At 63.9% G+C, this 22,107-nt stretch carries 17 protein-coding genes; 16 read left to right on the top strand and 1 reads right to left on the bottom strand.

Annotation, left to right across the window (positions count from 1 at the left end):
* Positions 1–557 precede the first annotated feature (557 nt).
* The 11 genes from xdhA (at position 558) to MN188_RS14370 (ending at position 13,304) form a co-directional block, all read left to right on the top strand.
* Positions 558–1,934: a xanthine dehydrogenase small subunit gene (xdhA, locus tag MN188_RS14420; RefSeq protein WP_242109901.1), complete on the top strand. Its 1,377-nt coding sequence runs from the start codon at positions 558–560 to the stop codon at positions 1,932–1,934.
* Positions 1,931–4,219 carry a xanthine dehydrogenase molybdopterin binding subunit gene (gene xdhB, locus MN188_RS14415; protein ID WP_242109900.1) on the top strand — a complete coding sequence of 763 codons (2,289 nt, stop codon included), beginning with the start codon at positions 1,931–1,933 and terminating at the stop codon, positions 4,217–4,219. The genes xdhA and xdhB overlap by 4 nt, the downstream gene beginning before the upstream one ends.
* Positions 4,216–5,184, top strand: a complete 969-nt coding sequence (xdhC, locus tag MN188_RS14410; protein WP_242109899.1) for a xanthine dehydrogenase accessory protein XdhC — start codon at positions 4,216–4,218, stop codon at positions 5,182–5,184. The genes xdhB and xdhC overlap by 4 nt, the downstream gene beginning before the upstream one ends.
* Positions 5,144–6,664 carry an ABC transporter ATP-binding protein gene (locus tag MN188_RS14405; protein ID WP_242109898.1) on the top strand — a complete coding sequence of 507 codons (1,521 nt, stop codon included), beginning with the start codon at positions 5,144–5,146 and terminating at the stop codon, positions 6,662–6,664. The genes xdhC and MN188_RS14405 overlap by 41 nt, the downstream gene beginning before the upstream one ends.
* The gene (locus MN188_RS14400; protein ID WP_242109897.1) at positions 6,661–7,749 is read left to right on the top strand and encodes an ABC transporter permease; all 1,089 of its coding nucleotides are present in this window, start codon (positions 6,661–6,663) and stop codon (positions 7,747–7,749) included. The genes MN188_RS14405 and MN188_RS14400 overlap by 4 nt, the downstream gene beginning before the upstream one ends.
* Complete coding sequence (locus MN188_RS14395; RefSeq protein ID WP_242109896.1) at positions 7,746–8,669, top strand: ABC transporter permease; 924 nt, start codon at positions 7,746–7,748, stop codon at positions 8,667–8,669. Before MN188_RS14400 ends, MN188_RS14395 begins: the two co-directional genes overlap by 4 nt.
* 17 nt (positions 8,670–8,686) lie before the next feature.
* On the top strand, positions 8,687–9,442 hold the full coding sequence (locus MN188_RS14390) for an ion transporter (protein ID WP_242109895.1): 756 nt from the start codon (positions 8,687–8,689) through the stop codon (positions 9,440–9,442).
* A 1-nt stretch (position 9,443) separates the two neighbouring features.
* Positions 9,444–10,520: a BMP family ABC transporter substrate-binding protein gene (locus tag MN188_RS14385; protein WP_242109894.1), complete on the top strand. Its 1,077-nt coding sequence runs from the start codon at positions 9,444–9,446 to the stop codon at positions 10,518–10,520.
* 132 nt (positions 10,521–10,652) lie between these two features.
* Positions 10,653–11,219 carry a hypothetical protein gene (locus MN188_RS14380; protein WP_242109892.1) on the top strand — a complete coding sequence of 189 codons (567 nt, stop codon included), beginning with the start codon at positions 10,653–10,655 and terminating at the stop codon, positions 11,217–11,219.
* A 67-nt stretch (positions 11,220–11,286) separates the two neighbouring features.
* Positions 11,287–12,225, top strand: a complete 939-nt coding sequence (locus MN188_RS14375) for an aldo/keto reductase (RefSeq protein ID WP_242109890.1) — start codon at positions 11,287–11,289, stop codon at positions 12,223–12,225.
* Positions 12,222–13,304, top strand: a complete 1,083-nt coding sequence (locus MN188_RS14370) for an NAD(P)/FAD-dependent oxidoreductase (protein ID WP_242109889.1) — start codon at positions 12,222–12,224, stop codon at positions 13,302–13,304. The genes MN188_RS14375 and MN188_RS14370 overlap by 4 nt, the downstream gene beginning before the upstream one ends.
* Here MN188_RS14370 and MN188_RS14365 read toward each other — a convergent pair.
* Complete coding sequence (locus MN188_RS14365) at positions 13,301–15,886, bottom strand: cation-translocating P-type ATPase (protein WP_242109888.1); 2,586 nt, start codon at positions 15,884–15,886, stop codon at positions 13,301–13,303. The genes MN188_RS14370 and MN188_RS14365 overlap by 4 nt on opposite strands.
* 176 nt (positions 15,887–16,062) lie before the next feature.
* Between MN188_RS14365 and MN188_RS14360 the strand changes: the two genes are divergently transcribed.
* From MN188_RS14360 to MN188_RS14340, 5 genes are read left to right on the top strand one after another with little or no spacing between them, the layout of a single operon-like run.
* Positions 16,063–16,770 carry a hypothetical protein gene (locus MN188_RS14360; protein WP_242109887.1) on the top strand — a complete coding sequence of 236 codons (708 nt, stop codon included), beginning with the start codon at positions 16,063–16,065 and terminating at the stop codon, positions 16,768–16,770.
* Positions 16,767–18,284: a GH3 family acyl-acid amido synthetase gene (locus MN188_RS14355; protein ID WP_242109886.1), complete on the top strand. Its 1,518-nt coding sequence runs from the start codon at positions 16,767–16,769 to the stop codon at positions 18,282–18,284. Before MN188_RS14360 ends, MN188_RS14355 begins: the two co-directional genes overlap by 4 nt.
* A gap of 16 nt (positions 18,285–18,300) precedes the next feature.
* Positions 18,301–19,662: a B12-binding domain-containing radical SAM protein gene (locus MN188_RS14350; RefSeq protein WP_242109885.1), complete on the top strand. Its 1,362-nt coding sequence runs from the start codon at positions 18,301–18,303 to the stop codon at positions 19,660–19,662.
* A gap of 2 nt (positions 19,663–19,664) precedes the next feature.
* Positions 19,665–21,014 (top strand): B12-binding domain-containing radical SAM protein, encoded by a 1,350-nt coding sequence (locus tag MN188_RS14345; protein ID WP_242109884.1) that lies wholly within the window; start codon positions 19,665–19,667, stop codon positions 21,012–21,014.
* Positions 21,011–22,078: a hypothetical protein gene (locus tag MN188_RS14340; protein ID WP_242109883.1), complete on the top strand. Its 1,068-nt coding sequence runs from the start codon at positions 21,011–21,013 to the stop codon at positions 22,076–22,078. The genes MN188_RS14345 and MN188_RS14340 overlap by 4 nt, the downstream gene beginning before the upstream one ends.
* The last annotated feature ends 29 nt before the right edge of the window (positions 22,079–22,107 follow it).

The following is a 22,107-nucleotide window of genomic DNA, read 5'->3' as shown; positions in this document are numbered from 1 at the left end:
ATCACGGAAGGGGTGGTTTCTTGCCGTACATTTCCCCGGTCTTCTCTCAGGCGAAAGGGAACCTGACCTCGGCCGAACAGTCGCCGCGGCCAAGGTGTGCGGAGCCTTGGCCGGGTCGAACGCGACTGCCAGGGCGTGCCCTTTGACAGCAGGATCCTGGCGCTTTGTCCACGCGTGACAGTGGGGGGGGGATGGCTCGATCCACTACGGTCGCGAGGTGCAAATTTTAAAACGTTTTCAAGGCAGTAATCGTAACGGACTCCCACGGCGCCATCCTCCAGAGTCCGGGCCTCAGCCCAATCCAGCCCTCCATGCAAGAATGACCAGAACGGCAACGAAAACACCCGCATCACTCAGGCCGGACTGCCGGGCAGGCGCGGCGCAGATTGTCGGGCATTCCGTCCCAGCCCGAAGTCAGCCCCGGAATTTTTTTGTTGCCAGATGAAAGATTCTCGGTTCTTCTGACGTTCACAGAAAATAACCCCGCGCATCTTCTACGCCGCATCGAAGACGCGCAAATCGGGGCCATGACAGGGTAAGGCGGCAGGTAATATCACATGGACATCACCTTTCTATTGAACGGTGAGAACGTGACGTTGCGCGATGTGGACCCCACACGCACAACGCTGGATTGGCTGCGCGAAGAACGCGGGCTGAGGGGCTCAAAAGAGGGATGCAACGAAGGCGATTGCGGCGCCTGCACGGTGATGGTCACCGATGCGGGTGGCACAAGCGCGCTGAACGCCTGCATCCTGTTCCTGCCCCAGCTGCACGGCAAAACCCTGACCACGGTCGAAGGCCTGTCTGGCCCGGACGGCGCGCTGCACCCGGTGCAAGAGGCGCTTGTCACCCACCACGGATCGCAATGCGGCTTTTGCACCCCCGGCATCGCGGTGTCGCTGGCGGCGGGACAGCTGAACGGCGATACGGCACATGACGACGTGTTGGCGGGAAACCTGTGCCGCTGCACGGGCTATGCGCCAATCATCCGCGCCGCCGATGCCGCCGCCGGTGCCCCCGTGCCGGACTGGCTGAGCACGCTCCGGGCGGGCGAAAGCCCCGCCGCAAGCGCAGAGGTGGGCCCGGCCCTGCCGGATTCCTCCGACGCGCTTGCACATGCGCTGATGGAACGTCCGCACGCCACGCTGGTGGCCGGTGCAACCGATGTCGGGCTGTGGGTCACGAAAGGGCTGCGCGATCTGCGTGACGTGATCTTCCTGGGCGGCGCCACTGATTTGCAACAGATCGAGGTCTCCGACAGCGACATTCGTATCGGCGCGGGCGTCACCATCGCCCAGCTACTGCCGGTGATGGCCGACCATCATCCCAGCTTTGCCGAAATGCTCCGCCGGTTTGCCAGCACGCAGGTCCGCGGCGCGGCCACCCTGGGCGGCAACATTGCCAACGGCTCGCCCATCGGCGACAGCCCCCCCGCGCTGATCGCGCTCGGCGCCACGCTGCATTTGCGCCGGGGCGACGTGCGTCGCGACATCCGGTTGCAGGATTTCTTCATCGACTATGGCAAACAGGACCGCGTGGCGGGTGAGTTTGTCGAGGCGATCAGCATTCCGCGCCAAAGCGATCACCTGAAGGTCTACAAGCTGTCGAAACGGTTCGATCAGGACATTTCCGCCGTACTGGGTGCCTTCAACATCGTGGTCGAGGACGGCATCGTGCAATCCGCCCGCATCGCCTTTGGCGGCATGGCCGGTATCCCGAAACGCGCCACCCACGTGGAACAGGCCCTGACCGGCCAGCCCTGGACCCAGGCCAGCGTCGACGCTGTCGGGCCGGCCTTTGCCCAGGATTTCACCCCGATGAGCGACATGCGCGCCAGCGCCGAATACCGGCTTGAGGCCGCCCGCAACATGTTGACCCGCGCCCTGGCCGAAGATCAGGGCACCCCTGTATCGGTGCTGGAGGTGACCCCATGAGCGCGCGCGGTCCCCGTATCCATGACGCGGCCCCCCTGCATGTGACAGGGGCGGCACGCTATATCGACGACATTCCGGTGCCGGGCGATTGCCTGCATCTGGCCTTCGGGCTCAGCCACGAGGCGCGCGGTGTCATCACCCGCGCCGACCTGTCCAAGGTGCGCGCGGCCCCTGGGGTCATCGACGTGATCACCGCAGCACATCTGCCGTTCGACAACGACGTGTCGCCCGCAGCCCATGACGAACCACTGCTGGCCAAGGGCGAAGTGTTTTACCACGGCCAACCGATCTTTCTGGTCATCGCCACCAGCCACCTGGCGGCGCGCAAAGCCGCGCGGCTGGGCGACATCACCATTGAACCGCGCCCGGCGATCCTGACCATCGACGACGCCCTGGCGGCGGGCAGCCGCTTCGAAGCCGGCCCGGTGATCTGGACCGATGGCGACACCGATGCCGCCCTGGCCGCCGCCCCCCGGATCATCGAGGGGCAGTTCGAGATGGGTGGGCAGGAGCATTTCTATCTTGAAAGTCAGGCCGCGCTGGCCTTGCCGCAGGAAAACGACGACATGCTGGTGCATTCGTCCACCCAGCACCCGACCGAAATCCAGCACAAGGTGGCCGAGGCGCTTGGCGTGCCGATGCACGCGGTGCGGGTCGAAACCCGGCGCATGGGCGGCGGTTTCGGTGGCAAGGAAAGCCAGGGCAACGCGCTGGCCGTGTCCTGCGCCGTGGCTGCGCGCCACACCGGGCGCCCCTGCAAAATGCGCTATGACCGTGATGACGACATGGTCATCACCGGCAAACGGCACGATTTCCGCATCGCCTATCGCGCGGGCGTCGCGCCTGATGGTCGGCTTTTGGGCGTCGATGTCACGCAATACGCCCGCTGTGGCTGGGCGCAGGACCTGTCGCTGCCGGTCGCCGACCGCGCGATGCTGCATGCCGACAATGCCTATGACATCCCGGCGATGCGGATCGAAAGCCACCGGTTGAAGACCCACACCGCCAGCGCCACGGCCTATCGCGGTTTTGGCGGCCCGCAGGGCATGCTGGGGATCGAGCGGCTCATGGACCACGTCGCGCACGCGCTGAACCTGGACCCGACCAGCGTGCGACGGCGCAATTTCTATGCCCCCGCGGGATCGGCCACGCCCGGCGTCACCCACTATGGCCAGCCGGTCGAGGATTTCGTCCTGGACAACATGGTCGCCGCGCTGGAAGCCAGCGCCGCCTATGCCGCGCGCCGCAAGGCCGTGGACGACTGGAACGCGCAAAACGACGTGCTGAAGAAAGGTCTGGCGCTGTCGCCGGTCAAGTTCGGCATTTCCTTTACCCTGACCCACCTGAACCAGGCGGGGGCTTTGGTGCATGTCTATCAGGACGGGTCAATTCACCTGAACCACGGCGGCACGGAAATGGGCCAGGGCCTGTTCCAGAAGGTCGCCCAGGTTGCCGCGTCAGTGTTTGGCGTGCCGCTTGAAACCGTGAAAATCACCGCGACGGACACCGCGAAGGTGCCCAATACATCAGCCACCGCCGCCTCCTCCGGCACAGACCTGAACGGCATGGCGGTGAAAGCGGCTTGCGACACGATCAAGGGCCGGATTGTTGCATTCCTGGCAGAAAGCCGTGGGGTCGACACCGCCAAGATCACGTTCGAGGACGGAAACGTGCAAGTCGGCGACGACACCCTGTCCTTCGCCGAGGCCGCTCAGGCGGCATACACCAACCGGATCAGCCTGTCCGCCACCGGGTTCTACAAGACCCCGAAAGTGGCCTGGGACCGGCTCAAGGGTCGTGGCCGCCCGTTCTTCTATTTCGCCTATGGTGTATCCATGACCGAAGTGGTGATCGACACGTTGACCGGTGAAAACCGTATCCTGCGCGCCGACATCGTGCACGATGCGGGCTCCAGCCTGAACCCGGCGCTGGACATCGGCCAGGTCGAAGGCGGCTATGTGCAAGGCGCGGGCTGGCTGACCACGGAAGAACTGATCTGGGACGACGCCGGGCGGCTGCGCACCCATGCGCCGTCGACCTACAAGATCCCGGCCTGCTCGGACCGCCCCGACATCTTCAACGTGGCGCTTTGGGACGCGCCCAACCCCGAAGACACGATCTTCCGCTCGAAAGCGGTGGGGGAACCGCCGTTCATGCTGGGCATCTCGGCCTTCCTGGCGCTGTCGGACGCGGTGGCGGCCTGTGGCGCGGGCTATCCCGACCTGGACGCGCCCGCCACGCCCGAACGCATCCTGACCGCGGTGACGCGGCTGCGCCAGACATGAGCCTTGATCTCGACCCCTTGTTGCGCGCGATTGTCGCCCACGGACGGGTTGCCCGTGTCGTGGTGGCCGATGTCGCCGGCTCGGCCCCGCGCGAAGTGGGGGCGTCGATGTTGGTTTGGTCCGGCGGACAATCGGGCACGATCGGCGGCGGAGAGCTGGAATTTCGCGCCGCCGCGCGCGCGCTTGACGGCGCCTTTGTCGAGCGCATCGCGCTGGGCCCAACGCTTGGCCAATGCTGCGGCGGGGCGGTGACGCTTCTGTGCGAAGTCTTCGATGAGGGCAGCCTTGCCGCGCTGGACGGGGAACGCTTATTTGCCCGCAGTCTGGACGGTGGCGACATGCCCCTGGCGGTGAAACGCGCGCTGTCCCAAGCACGCGATCGTGGTATCCAGCCTGACCCGCAGACGCTTCAGGGCTGGTTCATCGAACCCGTTGCCCGGGCGAAGAACCCGCTTTGGATTTACGGCGCGGGCCATGTTGGCCGGGCCCTGGTCGACGTGATTGCCCCGCTGGAGCAGTTCGCGATCACTTGGGTCGACACCGGGCCCGAACGGTTCCCGGATGACCTGCCCGACGGCGTTACGATGTTGCCTGCCGCCCAACCCGAACGAGCGGTGGTGCTGGCGCCCGACGATGCCCGCCACCTTGTGCTGACCTACAGCCACGCCACCGACCTGGCGCTGTGCCACGCGCTTCTTGGCCGGGGCTTTGCCGGGGCCGGCCTGATCGGGTCGGCAACGAAATGGGCACGCTTCCGCAGCCGGTTGCGTGCTTTGGGGCACTCGGATGCCCGCATCGACAAGATAGATTGCCCGATCGGCGCACCGCGCCTTGGGAAAACGCCGCAGGCCATTGCGATCGGCGTTGCCGCCGCATTACTCACGGATGTGGCGGAACACAAGAAAACCAACAGGGGAACGCCAAATGACAGAGACCGCAACAGTCGACGCTCTGCTGACGCTTGACGGGCTGAGAAAAGCCTATCCGGGGGTGGTCGCGAATGACAACGTGTCATTCGAGATCAAACCGGGCGAAGTGCATGCGCTTCTGGGTGAAAATGGTGCCGGGAAGTCGACGCTGGTTAAGATGATCTATGGCCTGGTGAAACCCGATCAGGGCAGCATGGTTCTGAACGGTGAACCTTTTGCGCCTGCCAATCCCGCCGCCGCACGCGCCTCGGGCGTGGCAATGGTGTTTCAGCACTTTTCCTTGTTCGACGCCCTGAACGTTGCCGAAAACATCTCGCTGGGCATGGACAACCCACCCCACCCGCGCGAATTGGCCGCCCGCATCCGCGAAGTCAGCCAGGCCTATGGACTGCCGCTGGACCCCGACCGGGTGGTGGGCGACCTGTCGGCTGGCGAACGCCAGCGGGTCGAGATCATTCGCTGCCTGCTGCAAGACCCCAAGCTGTTGATCATGGACGAACCGACCAGTGTTCTGACCCCTCAGGAGGTCGAGATCCTGTTTCATACCCTACGCAAGCTGACCGCGGAAGGCACCGCAATTCTGTATATTTCCCATAAGCTTGAGGAAATTCGCGCGCTTTGTGAACACGCCACGATCCTGCGCCACGGCCAAGTGGTGGACACCTGCGACCCGCGCGAAGAAAGCGCACGCGACCTGGCCGAGATGATGGTGGGATCGACCCTGCACGTGCCGTCGCGCGAAACGGTCGAACCGGGCGAAGTCGTGCTGGTGGTCGACAAGCTGGACCTGAAATCCGCCACCGAATTTGGCACCGATCTGAAACAGGTGCACCTTGAGGTGCGCGCGGGCGAGGTTCTGGGCATTGGCGGTGTCGCCGGGAATGGGCAGGACGAGCTTTTGGGCGCGCTGTCGGGCGAAGCCCTGGCCCCCGGCGCGATTACGCTGAAAGGCGAGGATGTCGGCCATCTGGGCCCGAACGCGCGGCGCGAACGCGGTCTTCTGACCGCACCCGAGGAACGCCTGGGCCACTCGGCCGCTCCGGACATGAGCCTGACGGAAAACGCGCTTTTGACAGGTGCCGTGCGTGAAAATCTGACCCAGCGCGGGTTTCTGAAATGGCACGCCACCGAAGATTTCGCGCGCAAGATCATCAAGGATTTCGACGTGCGCACCCCCGGCCCCGACAACGCGGCCCGGTCGTTGTCCGGCGGCAATTTGCAAAAATTCGTGATTGGCCGAGAGGTGCTGCAGCGCCCCGATGTTCTGGTGGTGAACCAACCGACCTGGGGTGTTGACGCCAGCGCCGCCGCCGACATTCGTCAGGCGCTTCTGGATCTGGCCCATCACGGCGCCGCGCTGATCGTGATCAGTCAGGACCTGGATGAGCTTATGGAAGTCGCCGACCGGTTCACGGCGCTGAACGAAGGCCACCTGGCCGCACCCGTGCCCACACGCGGGCTGACAGTTGAAGACATTGGCCTGATGATGGGCGGCATGGCGGAGGACGCAGTATGATCCGTTTGGAAAAAAGACCCTCACCGTCGCGGTTCTGGGCGGGTATCACGCCGATTCTGGCGGTGATCGCAACGATGATTGTTGGCGGGGTCATGTTCTGGTTTTTGGGCAAGGACCCGCTGGAGGCGATCCGCACGATCTTCTGGGACCCGCTGTTTCATGAAACCTTTGGCCCCTATTCGCGGCCTCAGTTGCTGGTGAAAGCCGCACCGCTTATCCTGATCGCAATCGGCCTATCCCTGGGCTTTCGCGCAGGGATCTGGAACATCGGCGCCGAGGGGCAATACATTGTCGGCGCCATTTGTGGCGCGGGCATGGGGCTTGCCTTTTATCCGACCGAAAGCGTCCTGATCTTCCCGGCCATGGTGCTGGCAGGCGCGTTCGGCGGTTGGGCCTGGGCGATGATCCCGGGCATCCTCAAGACCAAATTCGGCACCAACGAAATTCTGGTCAGCCTGATGCTGGTCTATGTCGCCGAAAGCTGGCTGGCCTCGGTCAGTCAGGGTCTGCTGCGCAATCCCGACGGCATGGGTTTTCCCGGCAGCCGGAACTTCAAAGACTTCCCGGCGGCGCACAATGCCGAGATTTTCGCCAATTCCGGCATGCACTGGGGTGTCGTGACCGCCTTTATCGCGGTCATCTTCGCCTATGTCCTGCTGAGCCGGCACATGCTGGGGTTTCAGGTTCGACTGACCGGCGAGGCCCCGCGCGCGGCGCGGTTTGCTGGCGTGAACCCGACCCGGCTGGTCCTGTTCTGTCTGGGCATCTCGGGCGCGTTGGCCGGGATGGCGGGCATGTTCGAAGCCACGGGCCCGGCGAGCCAGATCAGCATTGATTTCAACTCAGGCTATGGCTTCACCGCGATCATCGTGGCGTTTCTGGGCCGGTTGAACCCGATCGGCATCCTGCTGGCTGGCCTCTTGATGGCGCTGACCTATATCGGCGGGGAGTTGGCGCAGCTGATGCTGGGCCTGCCTGCCGCGGCGATCCAGATGTTCCAGGGGATGCTTCTGTTCTTCCTTCTGGCGATGGACGTGCTGTCAAACTATCGCATCCGACTGACCCGCAAGGAGGCCACGACATGAACCTGGACCAGATCAATCCGATCCTGCTGATCGCGTCGCTCATGGTTGCGGCCACCCCGATCCTTCTGGCCGCTATTGGCGAGGCCGTGGTCGAAAAGGCCGGCGTGCTGAACCTGGGCGTCGAGGGCATGATGATCACCGGCGCTGTGGTTGGCTTTGCCATCGGCGTGAACTCGGGCAGCCCGGTGCTGGGATTTGTCGCCGCTGCAATTGCCGGTGCGGCCCTGTCGATGCTGTTCGGGTTCCTCGTGCTGTACCTTCTGTCCAACCAGGTCGCGACCGGTCTGGGTCTGACCCTGTTCGGGCTGGGCCTGTCGTCGCTGATCGGCAAACCCTACGAGGGGATGAAAGTGCCGACGCTGGCGAAATGGGACATCCCGCTGCTGTCGGACATCCCGGTGCTGGGGCCGATCCTGTTTAACCACGACCCGATGGTCTATGTCAGCCTGGGGCTGGTGGCCGTGGTCTGGTACGTGCAGAAATCCACCCGCGCTGGCCTGATCCTGCGCGCGGTGGGTGAAAACCACGACGCGGCCCATGCGCTGGGATACAAGGTGATCCGGGTGCGGCTGATGGCGATTGCCTTCGGCGGGGCCTGCGCGGGACTGGGTGGTGCCTATGTCAGCCTGGTGCGCGTGCCGCAATGGGTTGAGGGCATGACCGCCGGGGCCGGGTGGATCGCGCTTGCCATCGTCGTATTTGCCAGCTGGCGCCCATGGCGGGTGCTGCTGGGTGCCTACCTGTTTGGCGGCATCACCGTGCTTCAGCTGAATCTTCAGGCCGCCGGCGTCGCAATTCCGGTCGAATATCTGTCGATGAGCCCGTATATCATTACCATCCTGGTGCTTGTCGTGATTTCGACTCGCGGTAAACATGGCGCACCGGGGTCGCTGGGGCGCATCTTCCATGCGTCACATTAAGGGGTCAGACAAAGCACGTGAAGCGTCACGAGATCATACAGGTTCTGGACGGCTACCATCCGAAAATCGGGAACGGGGTCGCGCTGGGATTGAACGCGCTGATCGTGTTGTCGGCCATCGCCATTGCGATGGAGACCGTGCCAAGCCTGCCCCCCGCCCTGCGCGCGGGCCTGTTCGGGTTCGAGATCGTTCTGCTGGGCGTCTTCACCCTGGAGTATCTGCTGCGCGTGATCTGTTCGCCGCGCCCGCTGAAATACATTTTCAGCTTCTGGGGGCTGGTCGATCTTCTGACAATCCTGCCCGCGATCGCGTTGATGACGCCGCAATGGCAGGCCGTGCGGGCCTTCCGCCTGATCCGCCTGGTGCGCCTGCTCAAGCTGTTTCGCAGCTCGAAAGCATTGGAGCGGTTGGTCTTCGCCTTTCGCGAGGTGAAAGGCGAGATGATGATCTTCTCGGTCGTGGCAGGGCTCATGCTCTATATTGCCTCGGTTGGGATCTATATCTTCGAACACGACGCGCAGCCCGAAAACTTTTCGTCGATCCCGATGAGCCTGTGGTGGGCGGTTGCAAGCTTCACCACGGTGGGCTACGGCGATCTGGTTCCGATCACGGCAGGGGGCCGCATCTTTACCACCTTCGTTCTGTTTATTGGCCTGGGCATCATTGCCGTGCCCTCGGCCATCGTAACCACCGCGCTTCTGGAAGCGGAAACCAACATCCAGAAGCGCAAAGACGACCAATCAAACGCTGCTGAAACCACTAAGGGAGATTAATATGCGTTCAGTGAAAACACTTCTGGCCAGCGCGGCCATGGCCGTTGGCTTTGCGGGGGCTGCGGCCGCCGAAGACCCGACCAAGGTCGGCTTCATCTTCGTCGGCCCCGTCGGCGACGGCGGTTGGACCTACGAACACAACCAGGGCCGGCTGGCCGTCGAAGAAGCATTCGGCGACAAGGTCGAAACCGTGTTCCAGGAAAGCGTGCCGGAAGGTGCCGACGCCGAACGTGCGATCACGCAGATGGCGCTGTCGGGTGCAGACCTGATCTTTACCACCAGCTTCGGTTACATGGATCCGACCCTTGCGGTTGCGGCCAAGTTCCCGAATGTGAAGTTCGAACATGCCACCGGCTACAAGCAGGCCGATAACGTGTCCGTCTACTCGGCGCGCTTCTATGAGGGCCGCGCTGTTCAGGGGCACATTGCGGGCAAGATGACCGAAAGCAACATCATCGGCTACATCGCCTCCTTCCCGATCCCGGAAGTTATCCGTGGCATCAACTCGGCCTATATCCACGCCAAAAAAGTGAACCCGGACGTTCAGTTCAAGATCATCTGGGCCTACACTTGGTTCGATCCGGCGAAAGAAGCCGACGCTGCCAAGGCGCTGATCGAACAGGGCGCTGACGTTATCTTGCAGCACACTGACTCGACCGCCCCGCAGGCGGCCGCGCAGGAAGCCGGCAACGTGATCACCTTCGGTCAGGCCTCGGACATGTCCGAATACGGCCCGAAACCGCGCGTGTCCTCGATCATCGATGACTGGGCTCCCTACTATATCGCACGCACTCAGGCCGTCATGGACGGCACTTGGGAAAGCGTGTCGACCTGGGACGGCATTGGCGCCGGCATGGTCGGCATCGGCGACATCTCGGACGCGGTTCCCGCTGATGTGAAAGCCGAAGCCGAAGCGCTGCGCGATGCGCTGTCCTCGGGCGAATACCACGCCTTCACCGGCCCGATCATGAAGCAGGACGGCAGCGCATGGCTGGCAGACGGCGAGACCGCCGATGATGGCACGCTGGCCGGCATGGGCTTCTATGTCGAAGGCATCGAAGGCGACATTCCGCAGTAAGCGGAGCCTCTGAACACCCTGGAAAGGCCCTGCAAACGCGGGGCCTTTTCTTTTTTCAAAGATACGCGACGGAAAGCTGGCGCCCGAACGTTATAAGGTCATATGCAACTTCATGAATAAGGAGTTTCCCTCATGAAACGCGCCCTGACACTTACCACCGCGATGATCGTCGCGCTTGCCCTTCCCGCCATGGCCGAAAACGTGCCCGGCGCCCATTTTATCGAGAACTGGGATCTGGACGAAAGCGGCGGCGTGACGCTTGAAGAGGCCCGCGAACGGCGCGGCGACATTTTCACCACCTTCGACGCCGATGAAGATGGCATCATGAGCGACGAGGAATACGACATGTTCGACGAGGCCCGCGAGGCCGACATGAAAGAAAACGGCATCGGTCAGGGCATGGGCCAGGGCGGCAACGGCCAGGGCCAAAACCAGGGTCAGGGCCAGAAACAAGGCCAGGGTCAAGGCAAAGGCATGGGCCAGGGCAAAGGTCAGGGACACGGAAAAGGCCAAGGGCAAGGTGGTGGCATGGGGCCGCACAGCGCCGCAATGGCCATGACCCGGCAGAACGCCGACACCAACGGTGACGGCACCGTCACCCGCGAAGAATTCGTGGCCGGCACCGACGCCTGGTTCGTTAAACAGGACCGCAACGGGGATGGCACCATCACCGCCGAAGATTTCGGCCGCGGAAACTGACAAAAACGGAAGGCCCCGGTCAAACGGGGTCTTTCCCTTTTCCCTGCCGCGTGCCAGTTTCGCGCGCATGTTCAGTGATTTGAAAACCCTCTCGGGCGACGCCCTGTCACCGCTTTGTTTCGGAGCCATGCAATTTGGTGGCCGCGCCAACGAAGCGGCCAGCCGCGCCATGTTCGACGCCTGCCGTGCCGCCGGGCTGAATTTCTTCGACACGGCTTATGGATACACCGATGGCGCGTCGGAAACCCTGCTGGGTCAGTTCGCCGCCAAGGACCGCGACAAGCTGTTCATCGCCACCAAGGTCGCCAGCACCGGCGGCGCGGGGGCGGCGAACATGCGCGCGCAGCTGGACATCAGCCGACAGCGGCTGGGCATGGACCAGGTTGATCTACTTTATGTGCATCGCTGGGACGCGGGCACCCCGCTGGTCGAGACGATGCAAACCCTGGCGCGAATGCGCGACGAAGGGCTGATGCGCCATGTCGGCCTGTCGAACTTCGCCGCCTGGCAGGCGATGAAAGCCGCCGATCTGGCACAGGGCTTCGGGCTGAAGGTGGCGATGCTGCAACCGATGTACAACCTGGTGAAGCGCCAGGCCGAGGTGGAAATCCTGCCCATGGCTGCTTCGGAGGGCTTTGCCGTCGTGCCCTATTCACCGCTTGGCGGCGGGCTTCTGACCGGGAAATACGCCCGTGCCGCCGCGCGGGGCCGCCTGGCCGAAGACCAGATGTATGCCGAACGCTATGGCCTGAGCTGGATGCACCAGACCGGGCGCGAGCTGAACGCCCTCGCCGGTCAGCTGGGCACCCATGCGGCCACGCTGGCCGTGACCTGGGCCGCGCGCCACCCGGCGGTGTCCGCGCCGATTATCTCGGCACGCGACGCGACACAGCTGATGCCGTCGCTGGCGGCGCTCGACTTCGAAATGGACGATCGGCTTTACGACCGGATCACGGCGCTGAGCCAGACACCACCCCCCGCCACCGACCGGTTGGAGGAAGCGTGAGCCAGCGCCCGGATTTCATCGTCATCGGCGGCGGCATCGCCGGGGTGGCCGCAGGCGCACGCCTGTCGAAACTAGGCCGCGTGACGCTCCTGGAAGGCGAAAGCGCGCTGGGCTACCACGCCTCGGGCCGGTCCGCGGCGATGTTTGAGGAAAGCTATGGCCTGCCCCCGGTCAAAGCGCTGAACCGGGCCTCGCGCGACTTTCACATGACCGAAAACGGCGGCGTACTGTCGCCGCGCGGCCTGATGCTGTTGGGTGGCGCAGGGGACGAAGCGCGCTTCGCCCACGACATGGTCGAAATGGCGATGGAGCCGATCAGCCCCGCCGAGGCGCAGGCGATCGTGCCCATTCTGGACACCACAGCGGTCACCATGGCCGGGATCCATACCGAGGCCTGGGATCTGGACACCGACCTGTTGATCCAGAACTTCGCCCGCGACATTCGCGCGACTGGTCAGGTGATCACCGGCGCCAGCGTCGACAGCATCACGCGCACGCCGTCGGGCTGGCAGGTGGTCGCGAATGGACAAAGCCATGAGGCCCCTCAGCTGGTCAACGCCGCCGGTGCCTGGGTGGACGAGGTTGCGAACCTTGCGGGCATCACACCGCTGGGCTTTCAGCCTTTCCGCCGCTCAATGGCCCGCCTACCCGCCCCTGGCGGCCACGATGTGACCCGCTGGCCGATGATCTTCGGGGCCGGCGAAACCTGGTATGCGAAACCCGATGCCGGCGCGCTTCTCGTCTCGCCCGCCGAGCAAGACCCAGTGCCCCCTCAGGACGCCTGGGCCGACGACATGGTGCTGGCCGAAGGGCTCGCGCGGTACGAGGCGATGGTCACGGAACCTGTCACGCGGATGATCTCGAACTGGGCCGGGCTGCGCACCTTCTCGCCCGACCGCAACCTGGTGATCGGGCGGTCGCCCGAAGACGAAAGCTTCCTCTGGATGGCCGGACAGGGCGGTTACGGGTTCCAGACCGCCCCGGCGGCGTCACGCCTGTTGGCGGATCTGGTCGGCGGCACTGCGTCCGAACTGGACGCCGACATCGTCGCCGCCCTCAGCCCGGCGCGCTTCGCTTAACCCTTACGCACAAGCGCCCAGACGCCTTTGGCAAGCTCCGGCACCACGATCAGCGGTGCGGCGAACAGCGTGATCAGCTGCCAATGGGCCAGGCCCAGCGCCTCGGTGCGCAGAAGCGTTTGCAGGGGTGGCCAGTAAACCGCCGCCAATTGTGCCGCCACCATTAGCATCAGCGCACCGATCAAGAGTGGGTTTGAGAACCAGCCGATGCGGAAGTTCGAGTAATGGAAGCTGCGGAAGGCAAAGACGCTGATCTTTTCGAAGAACACCATCGCGGTAAAGGCCACGGTGCGCGCGATCCCCTCGCCCATCGGCAGGAAGTGGTAGAACAACCAAAGGCTGGCCGCGCCGGTATACGTGCCGAACAGCAGGATCATCAGAAGCCCTGCCCGGCCCACCACGTTTTCACCCTTTTCACGCGGCGGGCGGCGCATCAGGCCCGGCGTGGCCTTCTCAAGCCCCAGCGCGACCGCGGTGATGCCGTCGGTGATCAGGTTCATCCACAGGATCTGGGTGGCCAGGAAGATCAGCGGCCCGCCAATCAGGATATTCGCCAAAAGCGCAATGACCTCGCCCGCGTTGGACGACAGCAGATAGCGCACGAATTTGCGCACGTTGTCGAACTGCCGCCGCCCTTCGCGGATGGCCCGCACGATGGTTGAGAAATTGTCGTCGAGCAGCACAAGGTCGGAGGCATCGCGCGCCACATCCGTGCCCCGCGTGCCCATCGCCACGCCGATATCGGCCTGCTTCAAGGCGGGCGCGTCGTTCACCCCGTCGCCGGTCATCGCCACGATCTGGCCCAGCGATTGCAGCGCGTTCACGATGCGCATCTTGTGCGCCGGCGCGGTGCGGGCGAACAGGACATCGCCGCGCAGCGCTTCGGTCAACTCGGCGTCGGACAGCTCCTCGACCTCGGCGCCGGTCAGCACCCGATCGACCTGAAGCCCGATCATCTGCCCGACCGAACGCGCGGTGGCGGCCCCGTCGCCGGTGATCATGATCACCCGGATGCCCGCCATATGCGCGCCCTTTATCGCCGCCTTCACCTCTTTGCGTGGCGGGTCCATCAGACCGACGAAGCCCAGAAATTCCAGGTCAACCTCGTCGACCGGGGGGGCCATGTCGGGCTGCACCCGCCGGGCCAGCGCAATCACGCGCTGACCCTGGCTGGCGATCTGTTCATAAGCCGCCATGATCCGCGCTCGCGTGGCGTCGTCCAGCGGCGCGGTCTGACCCGCCTGGCGCACCGAAACGCAGCGCTCGACGATGCGTTCGGGGGCCCCTTTCACATGCAGAACCCATTCGCCGTGCCCCTCTTTGCCCGCCCGCGCCAGCACCGACATGCGCTTGCGCTCGGAACTGAAGGGAAGCTCGGCCAGCGCCGCGCCGGGTTCGGGCAGCGGGCACCAGCCCTTGTAGGCCAGCGTGACCAGCGCGCCTTCGGTGGGCGATCCGACCATGCGCCAGCCTTCCTCGCCCTGGCTGAGCGACGCGTTGTTGCACACGAGCGCGGTTTCCAGCAGGTCGCCCAGGTCGGCGTCATCCGAGGCCCGCACCCGTTGACCATCAACGGAGATGTGCCCGGCCGGGTCATAGCCGCCGCCGGTGACCTTGTAGTCATGGTCCAGCGTCCAGACATCGGTCGCCGTCATCTTGTCCTCGGTCAGCGTGCCGGTCTTGTCGGTGCACACCACCGAGGCCGCGCCCAGCGTCTCGACCGCCTGCAACCGGCGCGCCAGCGCGTTGCGCCGCACCATGGCGCCCGCACCCAAGGCCAGCGTGATCGTGACCACGGCGGGCAGGCCTTCGGGCACGATCGCCACGGCCAGCGACAGGGCGGTCAGGAACATCTCGTGCCAGCCGTGGCCCATGTAAAGCCCCGCAGCCCCGATCAGCGCCGCCACCGAGATCGCCGCCAGCGCCAGTTGCCGCGCCAGCTGCGCCAGGGCGCGTTGCAGGTTGGTGGTCTTTTCGCCCACTGAAGTGGTCAGCGTCGCGATCTGGCCGAACGAGGTCTCCTGCCCGGTCGCCGTCACGTCGCCCTCGGCCCGGCCCTCGACCACCGCCGTGCCCATGAACAGGGTCTCCTCGGCCGCCTTCGACACCGGGAAGCTTTCCCCGGTCAGGGCACTTTCATCCACGCTCAACTGCACCGCGGCGCTGAGCGTCATGTCGGCCGGGATCTTGTCGCCCGCTGCCAACATCACCCGATCCCCCGGCACGATGTCGCGCGTGTCGATCACCTGTTCCTGCCCGTCGCGCAACACACGCGCCGTGGTGGATAGCATCGAGCGCAGCGCCTCAAGCGCGTTTTCAGCCTGCCATTCCTGAACGAACCCCAGGATGCCGTTCAGGATCACAACCAGGCCGATGGCAACCGCATCCACGACCTCGCCCAGCGCCAACGCGATGGCGGCGGCGGCGATCAGGATCAGGACCAAAAGCCCGGTGAACTGCCGCACGAAAATGCGCACAGGCGACACTTGTGCCGCCTCGGCCAACGCGTTGGGGCCGTGTTCGGCAAGCCGGGCGGCAGCCTCGGCGCTGCTCAGGCCGTTCAGAGGAATCTTGGGTTTCATCCTGCCATTGTGCCAGCTTGCGGACGTGCGACCATGATCCAAGGCAAATTCGGCGGCAATTTGCCCAAGGATCGCGCGACCAGATTTCTGGAACTTGGTATGCTGCCAAACAATTGTCCGTTTGAAATCGTGCCCAGCATCTGGTTAACGCAAAGCGAAGTGTATGAGGTGCACCCTTGCAGTCGGACATTCTTGCCCAATCCCAGATCACCCCGGCGCTGCGTGACGCGCTGTTTGCGCTTTATGCGGCGCATTACACACCAACGAACCGGGCTGTGTTCGATGCGGACCTGGCGCGCAAAAGCTGGGTGATCGTGCTGCGTGCCAAAGGCGAGGTGGTTGGCTTTTCCACAATCGAATTGTCCGAACACAACACCGCCACCGGCCCGGTCCGAGTATTGTTTTCCGGCGACACAATCCTGAGGCGCGACCATTGGGGCGCTCAGACACTGCCGATGCGCTGGATCGAACATGCGGGTCGGGTGAAGGCTGAACGGCCCGACGTGCCGCTTTTTTGGCTCCTGATTTCAAAGGGGCATCGCACCTATCGTTACCTTCCCGCCTTCACCTATCACGCCTATCCCGCGCCGGATGAGGCCACGCCACCGACCCTGGCCGCGCTGATGCAAGAGCTGGGCACGACCCGGTTTGCCCAGGCATTTGACACCCGGCGCGGCATCGTGCGCCCCGGCGCTTGCCCCACGGCACTGCGACCTGAATACGCTGGTGAGGACACCCCCACGCGCAACCGACACGCACGGTTTTTTGAGGATCGCAACCCCGGCCATGCGAAGGGCGAAGAGTTGCTCTGCCTGTGTGAATTGTCGGTGGACAATCTGCGCCCACGGGCCCGCGCGGCTTTTGTCCGGGGGCTGGGCGCATGACCTGGGCCGGGGTGACTGAAGCCGCGCAGGATGCGCTCCTGTCGCATCTACCCGCCTTTCGCGACCCGAAACAGGCGCAGCTCTGGACCCTGTCACGGGTGATCGGGCAATCGACCTTGACCGATGCACGCAGCCTTGACGAATTTCGCGCCACCGTGCCGATCCGCAGCTATGACGATTTCACCCCGTGGATCGACCGGATCGCGGCAGGCGACCTGGCCGCCCTGACCCACGAAGCGCCGGTGGCGTTCGAGCTGACCGGTGGAAGCTCTGGTGGACAGAAACGCGTGCCGATGACCACCAGCCTGCTTCACGATTTCCGCCACGGCCTGCTGGCCTGGTTCGGCGACTTTTTGGCCGCAGACCCCGACATCGCCCCTGGCCCAGCCTATTTCGCCATCTCACCCGCGCTGACCGAGCCGCGCGCACCCATCGGAAGCCTGCCGGTCGGTCTTGGCTCGGACCTTGCCTATTTCGGCGATCTCGCGCCCACGATGGCACAGGTGCTTCTGTATCACCCGGCGCTGGACGACCTCAGCGATTATGACGACTGGGCGCTGGCTACGCTTGCCATGATGCTGTCCGCACCCGATCTGCGGCTGATATCGGTTTGGAGCCCGTCGTTCCTGACAGGCCTATTGGACGTGTTGGACACCCAGACCGAGGATGTCCTGGCCACGCTCCATTCGGGCGCATATGGGCTGCCCCCCAATCCCGAACGCGCTCGCGAAATTCATTCCACCGATCCGGCCGATCTATGGCCGAACCTACGGCTGATCTCGGCTTGGGCGGACGCCAGCTCAGCCCGTCCCGCCGCCGATCTGCACGCGCGGCTGTCGGGCATTCCGTTTCAGCCCAAAGGCCTTTTGGCGACAGAAGGGTTGTTCACCTTCCCGCTGATGGGTCTGCCCGCTCCACTGCCTGCCCTTCGCTCAGCGTTTTTCGAATTTCGCGACGTGGCTGGCAACATGCATCTGGTCGATGCGTTGGAGCCTGGCGAGAGTTACGACCTGATCGTCTCCACCACTGGTGGGCTCCTGCGCTATGACATCGGCGATCGGGTCATCTGCGAAGGCCCTGCCGCACCGCACTTGGCCACCAAAGGCATTGCGGCGGCCCTCGGCCTACCGATGCTGCGTTTTTCCGGACGTGGCGCCGGCGCAGATCTGGTCGGTGAAAAACTCACCGAGGCCTTTGTCCTGAAAGCGCTTTCCCAACTACCGGTCACCGCGATCCTGGCTCCGGTCACGATCCCGAACGCCGGGTATGAGCTGTGGTTAGACACCGAGACCGTGCCACAAAATGCGCTGGCCCATGTCGAAGCAACCCTGCGCGAAAACCCGCAATATGCCCATGCCCGCGCCCTTGGCCAGTTGGCCCCACTGCGTTCGCGACCTTGTCCCGGCCTGATCGACACCTACGTAAAGCACAGGCTTTCGCGCGGTGCCCGCTTGTCAGACGTCAAGACTCCTGCTTTGCTGAAACCCGATGCGGCCCGCGAGATTTGGGGCTGAAGGGAGTTTATTTCGAGTGAACGATCTGGTTGGAAACCGGCCCCTTCGGGTCACGTTGATTTCGCCCAAGGGGCCGCTCTATCGTCATTCCGGCGGCATCTTCAAGAAATCCCTGCGCTATCAGCCACTGACCCTGACCACGCTGACCGCTCTCGCCCCCGCAGAGCTTAACATCGACTTCACCCTGATCGACGAAGGCATCGAGGATCTACCCGATCACATCGACGCCGACCTGGTCGGGATGACCGTGATCACCGGCACCGCCCCGCGCGCCTATGCGTTGGCAGCGAAACTGCGCACGCGCGGTATTCCCGTTGTGCTGGGCGGCCCGCATGTGACCCTGATGCCGGACGAGGCTGCAGCGAATGCGGATGCTATCGTGGTGGGTTACGCAGAGACATCCTGGCCCCGCCTGTTGCGCGATTTCGCCGCCGGAGCGATGCGTGCGCGATACGATCAGGGGGCGGATTTCAGTTTGGATACCCCGGTGACCCCGGACCGGAATCGTCTGAACAAGAAACACTACATCACCCAGGCCGTGTTCGAAGCCACCCGCGCTTGCGCCCATGCCTGTGAGTTCTGCGTCGTGCCCAGCGCCTGGGGCCGCAAGCAATACCAGAAACCGGTGGCGCATGTGGTTCAGGACATTCAAACTTGGGGCGCAAAACGCAACATCTTCCTGGATCTCAACCTGATCTCGGACCGAAAATATGCGCGCAAATTGTTCACCGCGCTGATTCCTCTGAACATCCGCTGGTTCGGGCTGGTCACCAGCCTGATCGGCCGCGACCCAGAGCTTATGCAGCTGATGGCGCGCTCGGGCTGTTCCGGGGTGCTGATCGGGTTTGAAAGCATTTCCCAGACCGCGCTTGGAGGCATGAAGAAGGGCTTCAATGACCCCGACCTCTATGCAAATCTGATCGACGATCTGCACCGATTGAACATCTTGATCTATGGCTGTTTCGTCTTTGGCCAGGACGAAGACACCCCGGACGTGTTCGACCGCACCGCCGATTTCGCCGTGCAGACCGGGATCGACCTTCCGCGGTTCGCGATCCAGACCCCGTTTCCCGGAACCCCACTTTACACGCGGCTGGCCGACGAAGGCCGCATTCTGACCCGCGACTGGGAGCTTTACGACGGTCAGCACGTCGTATTTCAACCCAAAGCGATGAGCGTCGCAGAGTTGCAGGAAGGTCACGTGCGCGCATGGCAGAAGGTATACTCTGCCCCCAACATCGCCCGGCGGCTTGCCCACTCGCGCACGCAGTTGCCGATCTCGCTTCTGGCGAACTTCGGTTATCGATACTACGCCAACCATTTGCACAGCCACTACACCTGCGACTGGCCCGTCGGATACGCGGGGCGTGCGGCATGAAGGTGACCTTCGTCCACCCATCGATCGGCCGTCGTGCCGGGGAAAACTACATGCGGACCTGGCAGATGGAGAGCCTGCCGGTCGCCGCTTTGAAGGCGCTGACGCCTCCCGAGGTCGAAACCCGGTTTTACGACGACCGGATGGAGCCCATCGCCTTTGACGAACCCACCGACCTGGTAGCGATCCCCGTTGAGACGTACACTGCCAAACGTGCCTATCAGATCGCGTCGGAATACCGGCGCCGGGGCGTGCCGGTGGTGATGGGTGGCTTTCACGCCACCCTGATGCCCGACGAGGTCGCGCAATACGCCGAAACCGTGGTGATCGGCGAGGCCGAAGCGGCTTGGCCCGAGGTTCTGGACGACGCTCGCCACGGCACGTTGAAGGCGCGTTACAAGGGTGTCGATCGCAACTCACTTGCCGGCGTGAGGTTCGACCGCTCGGTGTTCCAAGGCAAACGCTACTTGCCTCTGGGGCTGGTCGAAACCGGGCGCGGCTGCAAATTCCCGTGCGAATTTTGCGCAATCCAGACGTTCTTTGGCGGCACCCACCGCCGCCGCCCGGTGGATGAAATCGTCGCCGAACTGCGCGAGATCCGACACCAGAAAAAGCTGTTCTTTTTCGTCGACGACAATTTCGCGGGCTCAATCCCCAAGGCGCAGGAGTTGGCCGAGGCGCTGGCGCCCGAAAACATCCGCTGGGTCACGCAGATGAGCATCGACGCGGCCCACAATGAAGACTTTGTGGCCGCGCTGGCCCGATCGGGCTGTCGCGGTGTCCTGATCGGGTTTGAAAGCCTGGAGCGCGACACGCTGCGCGCGATGGGCAAGAAATTCAACACGATGGGTGGGGGGTATCAAAACGCGCTGAAGAACCTCGCGCGTCATGGCATTCGCGTCTATGGCACGTTCATTTTCGGTTATGGCACCGAAACGGCGCAGACCTTCGACGATGCGGTGAACTTCGCCCAGGACAACGACTTTTTCCTGGCCGCCTTCAACCACCTGACCCCGTTTCCCGGCACCCCGTTGTATCAACGGCTGGAGGCCGAAGGGCGGTTGAAGTTCGATGCCTGGTGGCTGGATGACACCTATGCCTACAACACCCTGCCGTTCGATACCGGCGGCATGGCGGGCGAAGAGATCACCGCCCATTGCGTTGACGCGCGCAAGCGTTTCTATACCCTTCGCGCCATGACCAAACGCGGGTTTTCACCGGCGAACCGGGGGGAATTCACCATGATGCGTGCGTTTTTCATCATCAACCTGCTGCACCGGGGTGAGGTCAACAAACGCCACCTGCTGCCGTTCGGAGACCCGGCCTGGCAGGGCGAGTTGCTGAAGGTCGCGTGATCGCGCCGGGGGTGGACATAACCTTTCACCGGGCCAAGCCGGGGGATGCCGACGCGATGCGCAGATTGCTGGCGCAAAGCGACATGCCAGGTTGGATAACACTTTCGTATCAAGGGGATACAACCTGCCTGCATCCGGGCGGGCATGCTGATACCTATATCGGGCGCGCCCGGGGCGGGCAGCTGGTGGGCATGGCCACGCGTACGATCCTACCGGGGTATTTCGACGGACAGCGGCAGGGCATTGGCTGGGTTGGCGGGCTGCGTGTCGATCAGGATTTCCGCAACCGCGCGCGCGTGCTGCGCGGCGGGTTTCACGCCTTTCGCAAGGGTGCAAGCGGCCCGGATGAGCCCGGCTGGTACATGGCCACGATCCTATCGGACAATTTGCGTGCTAAGCGGCTGTTGGAGGCTGGGTTGGACGGGTTCCCGCGGTTCGCCCCACTGCTGGACTATGCCACCCTGGCCTTTCGCGCCACCAAGCAGGGACGACCCATTGGTCGGCTGGCCACGCCCCAAGACGTGCCCGCGATATTGACCTATTTGAACTCTCGCAATGTTGAGCGCCCGCTGGCGCCCGCCTTCGACAGCCTGGATTTCCCTGGCCTGGCACCCGAGGACGTGCTGATCATCGAACGCGAGGGCGAGATCACTGGTGTCACTGCCCTCTGGGACCAACGCCCGCTTCGTGCTTTCGTTGTCACCGATTATGACCAGCGGTTGGCGCTGTTGCGCCCGGCACTGAACGCAATCGCACCGCTGACCGGCCTCCCCCGGCTTCCCAAGGTGGGGGACGAACTCAACACCGCGCATCTGGCGTTCTTCACCGTGGACGACCCAGGGGATGCGGTTCCGCTTCTGCGCGCGGGGCTGACGCTCGCGGCGCGGCGCGGGCTGGATATGGCCACGCTGGGCTTCGTGCAGGACGACCCGCTGCTCACAGCCCTTTCAGCCGTCAGGCACCGCCGCTACGACAGCCAACTTTATGGAGTCACCTGGGATGATGCCCCGCTGCCTCCGCCCACCGCTCTTGCCCAATCGAAGGTTGAAATCAGCCTGCTCTAAGCTAGGATTCACCCAGTCACAGAAAGGTA

The sequence above is a fragment of the Aliiroseovarius subalbicans genome, assembly GCF_022678625.1.
Taxonomy (GTDB): Bacteria; Pseudomonadota; Alphaproteobacteria; order Rhodobacterales; family Rhodobacteraceae; genus Aliiroseovarius_A; species Aliiroseovarius_A subalbicans.
Note: the sequence above shows the minus strand (reverse complement) of the source record. Positions and strands in the feature narration are given on the sequence as shown.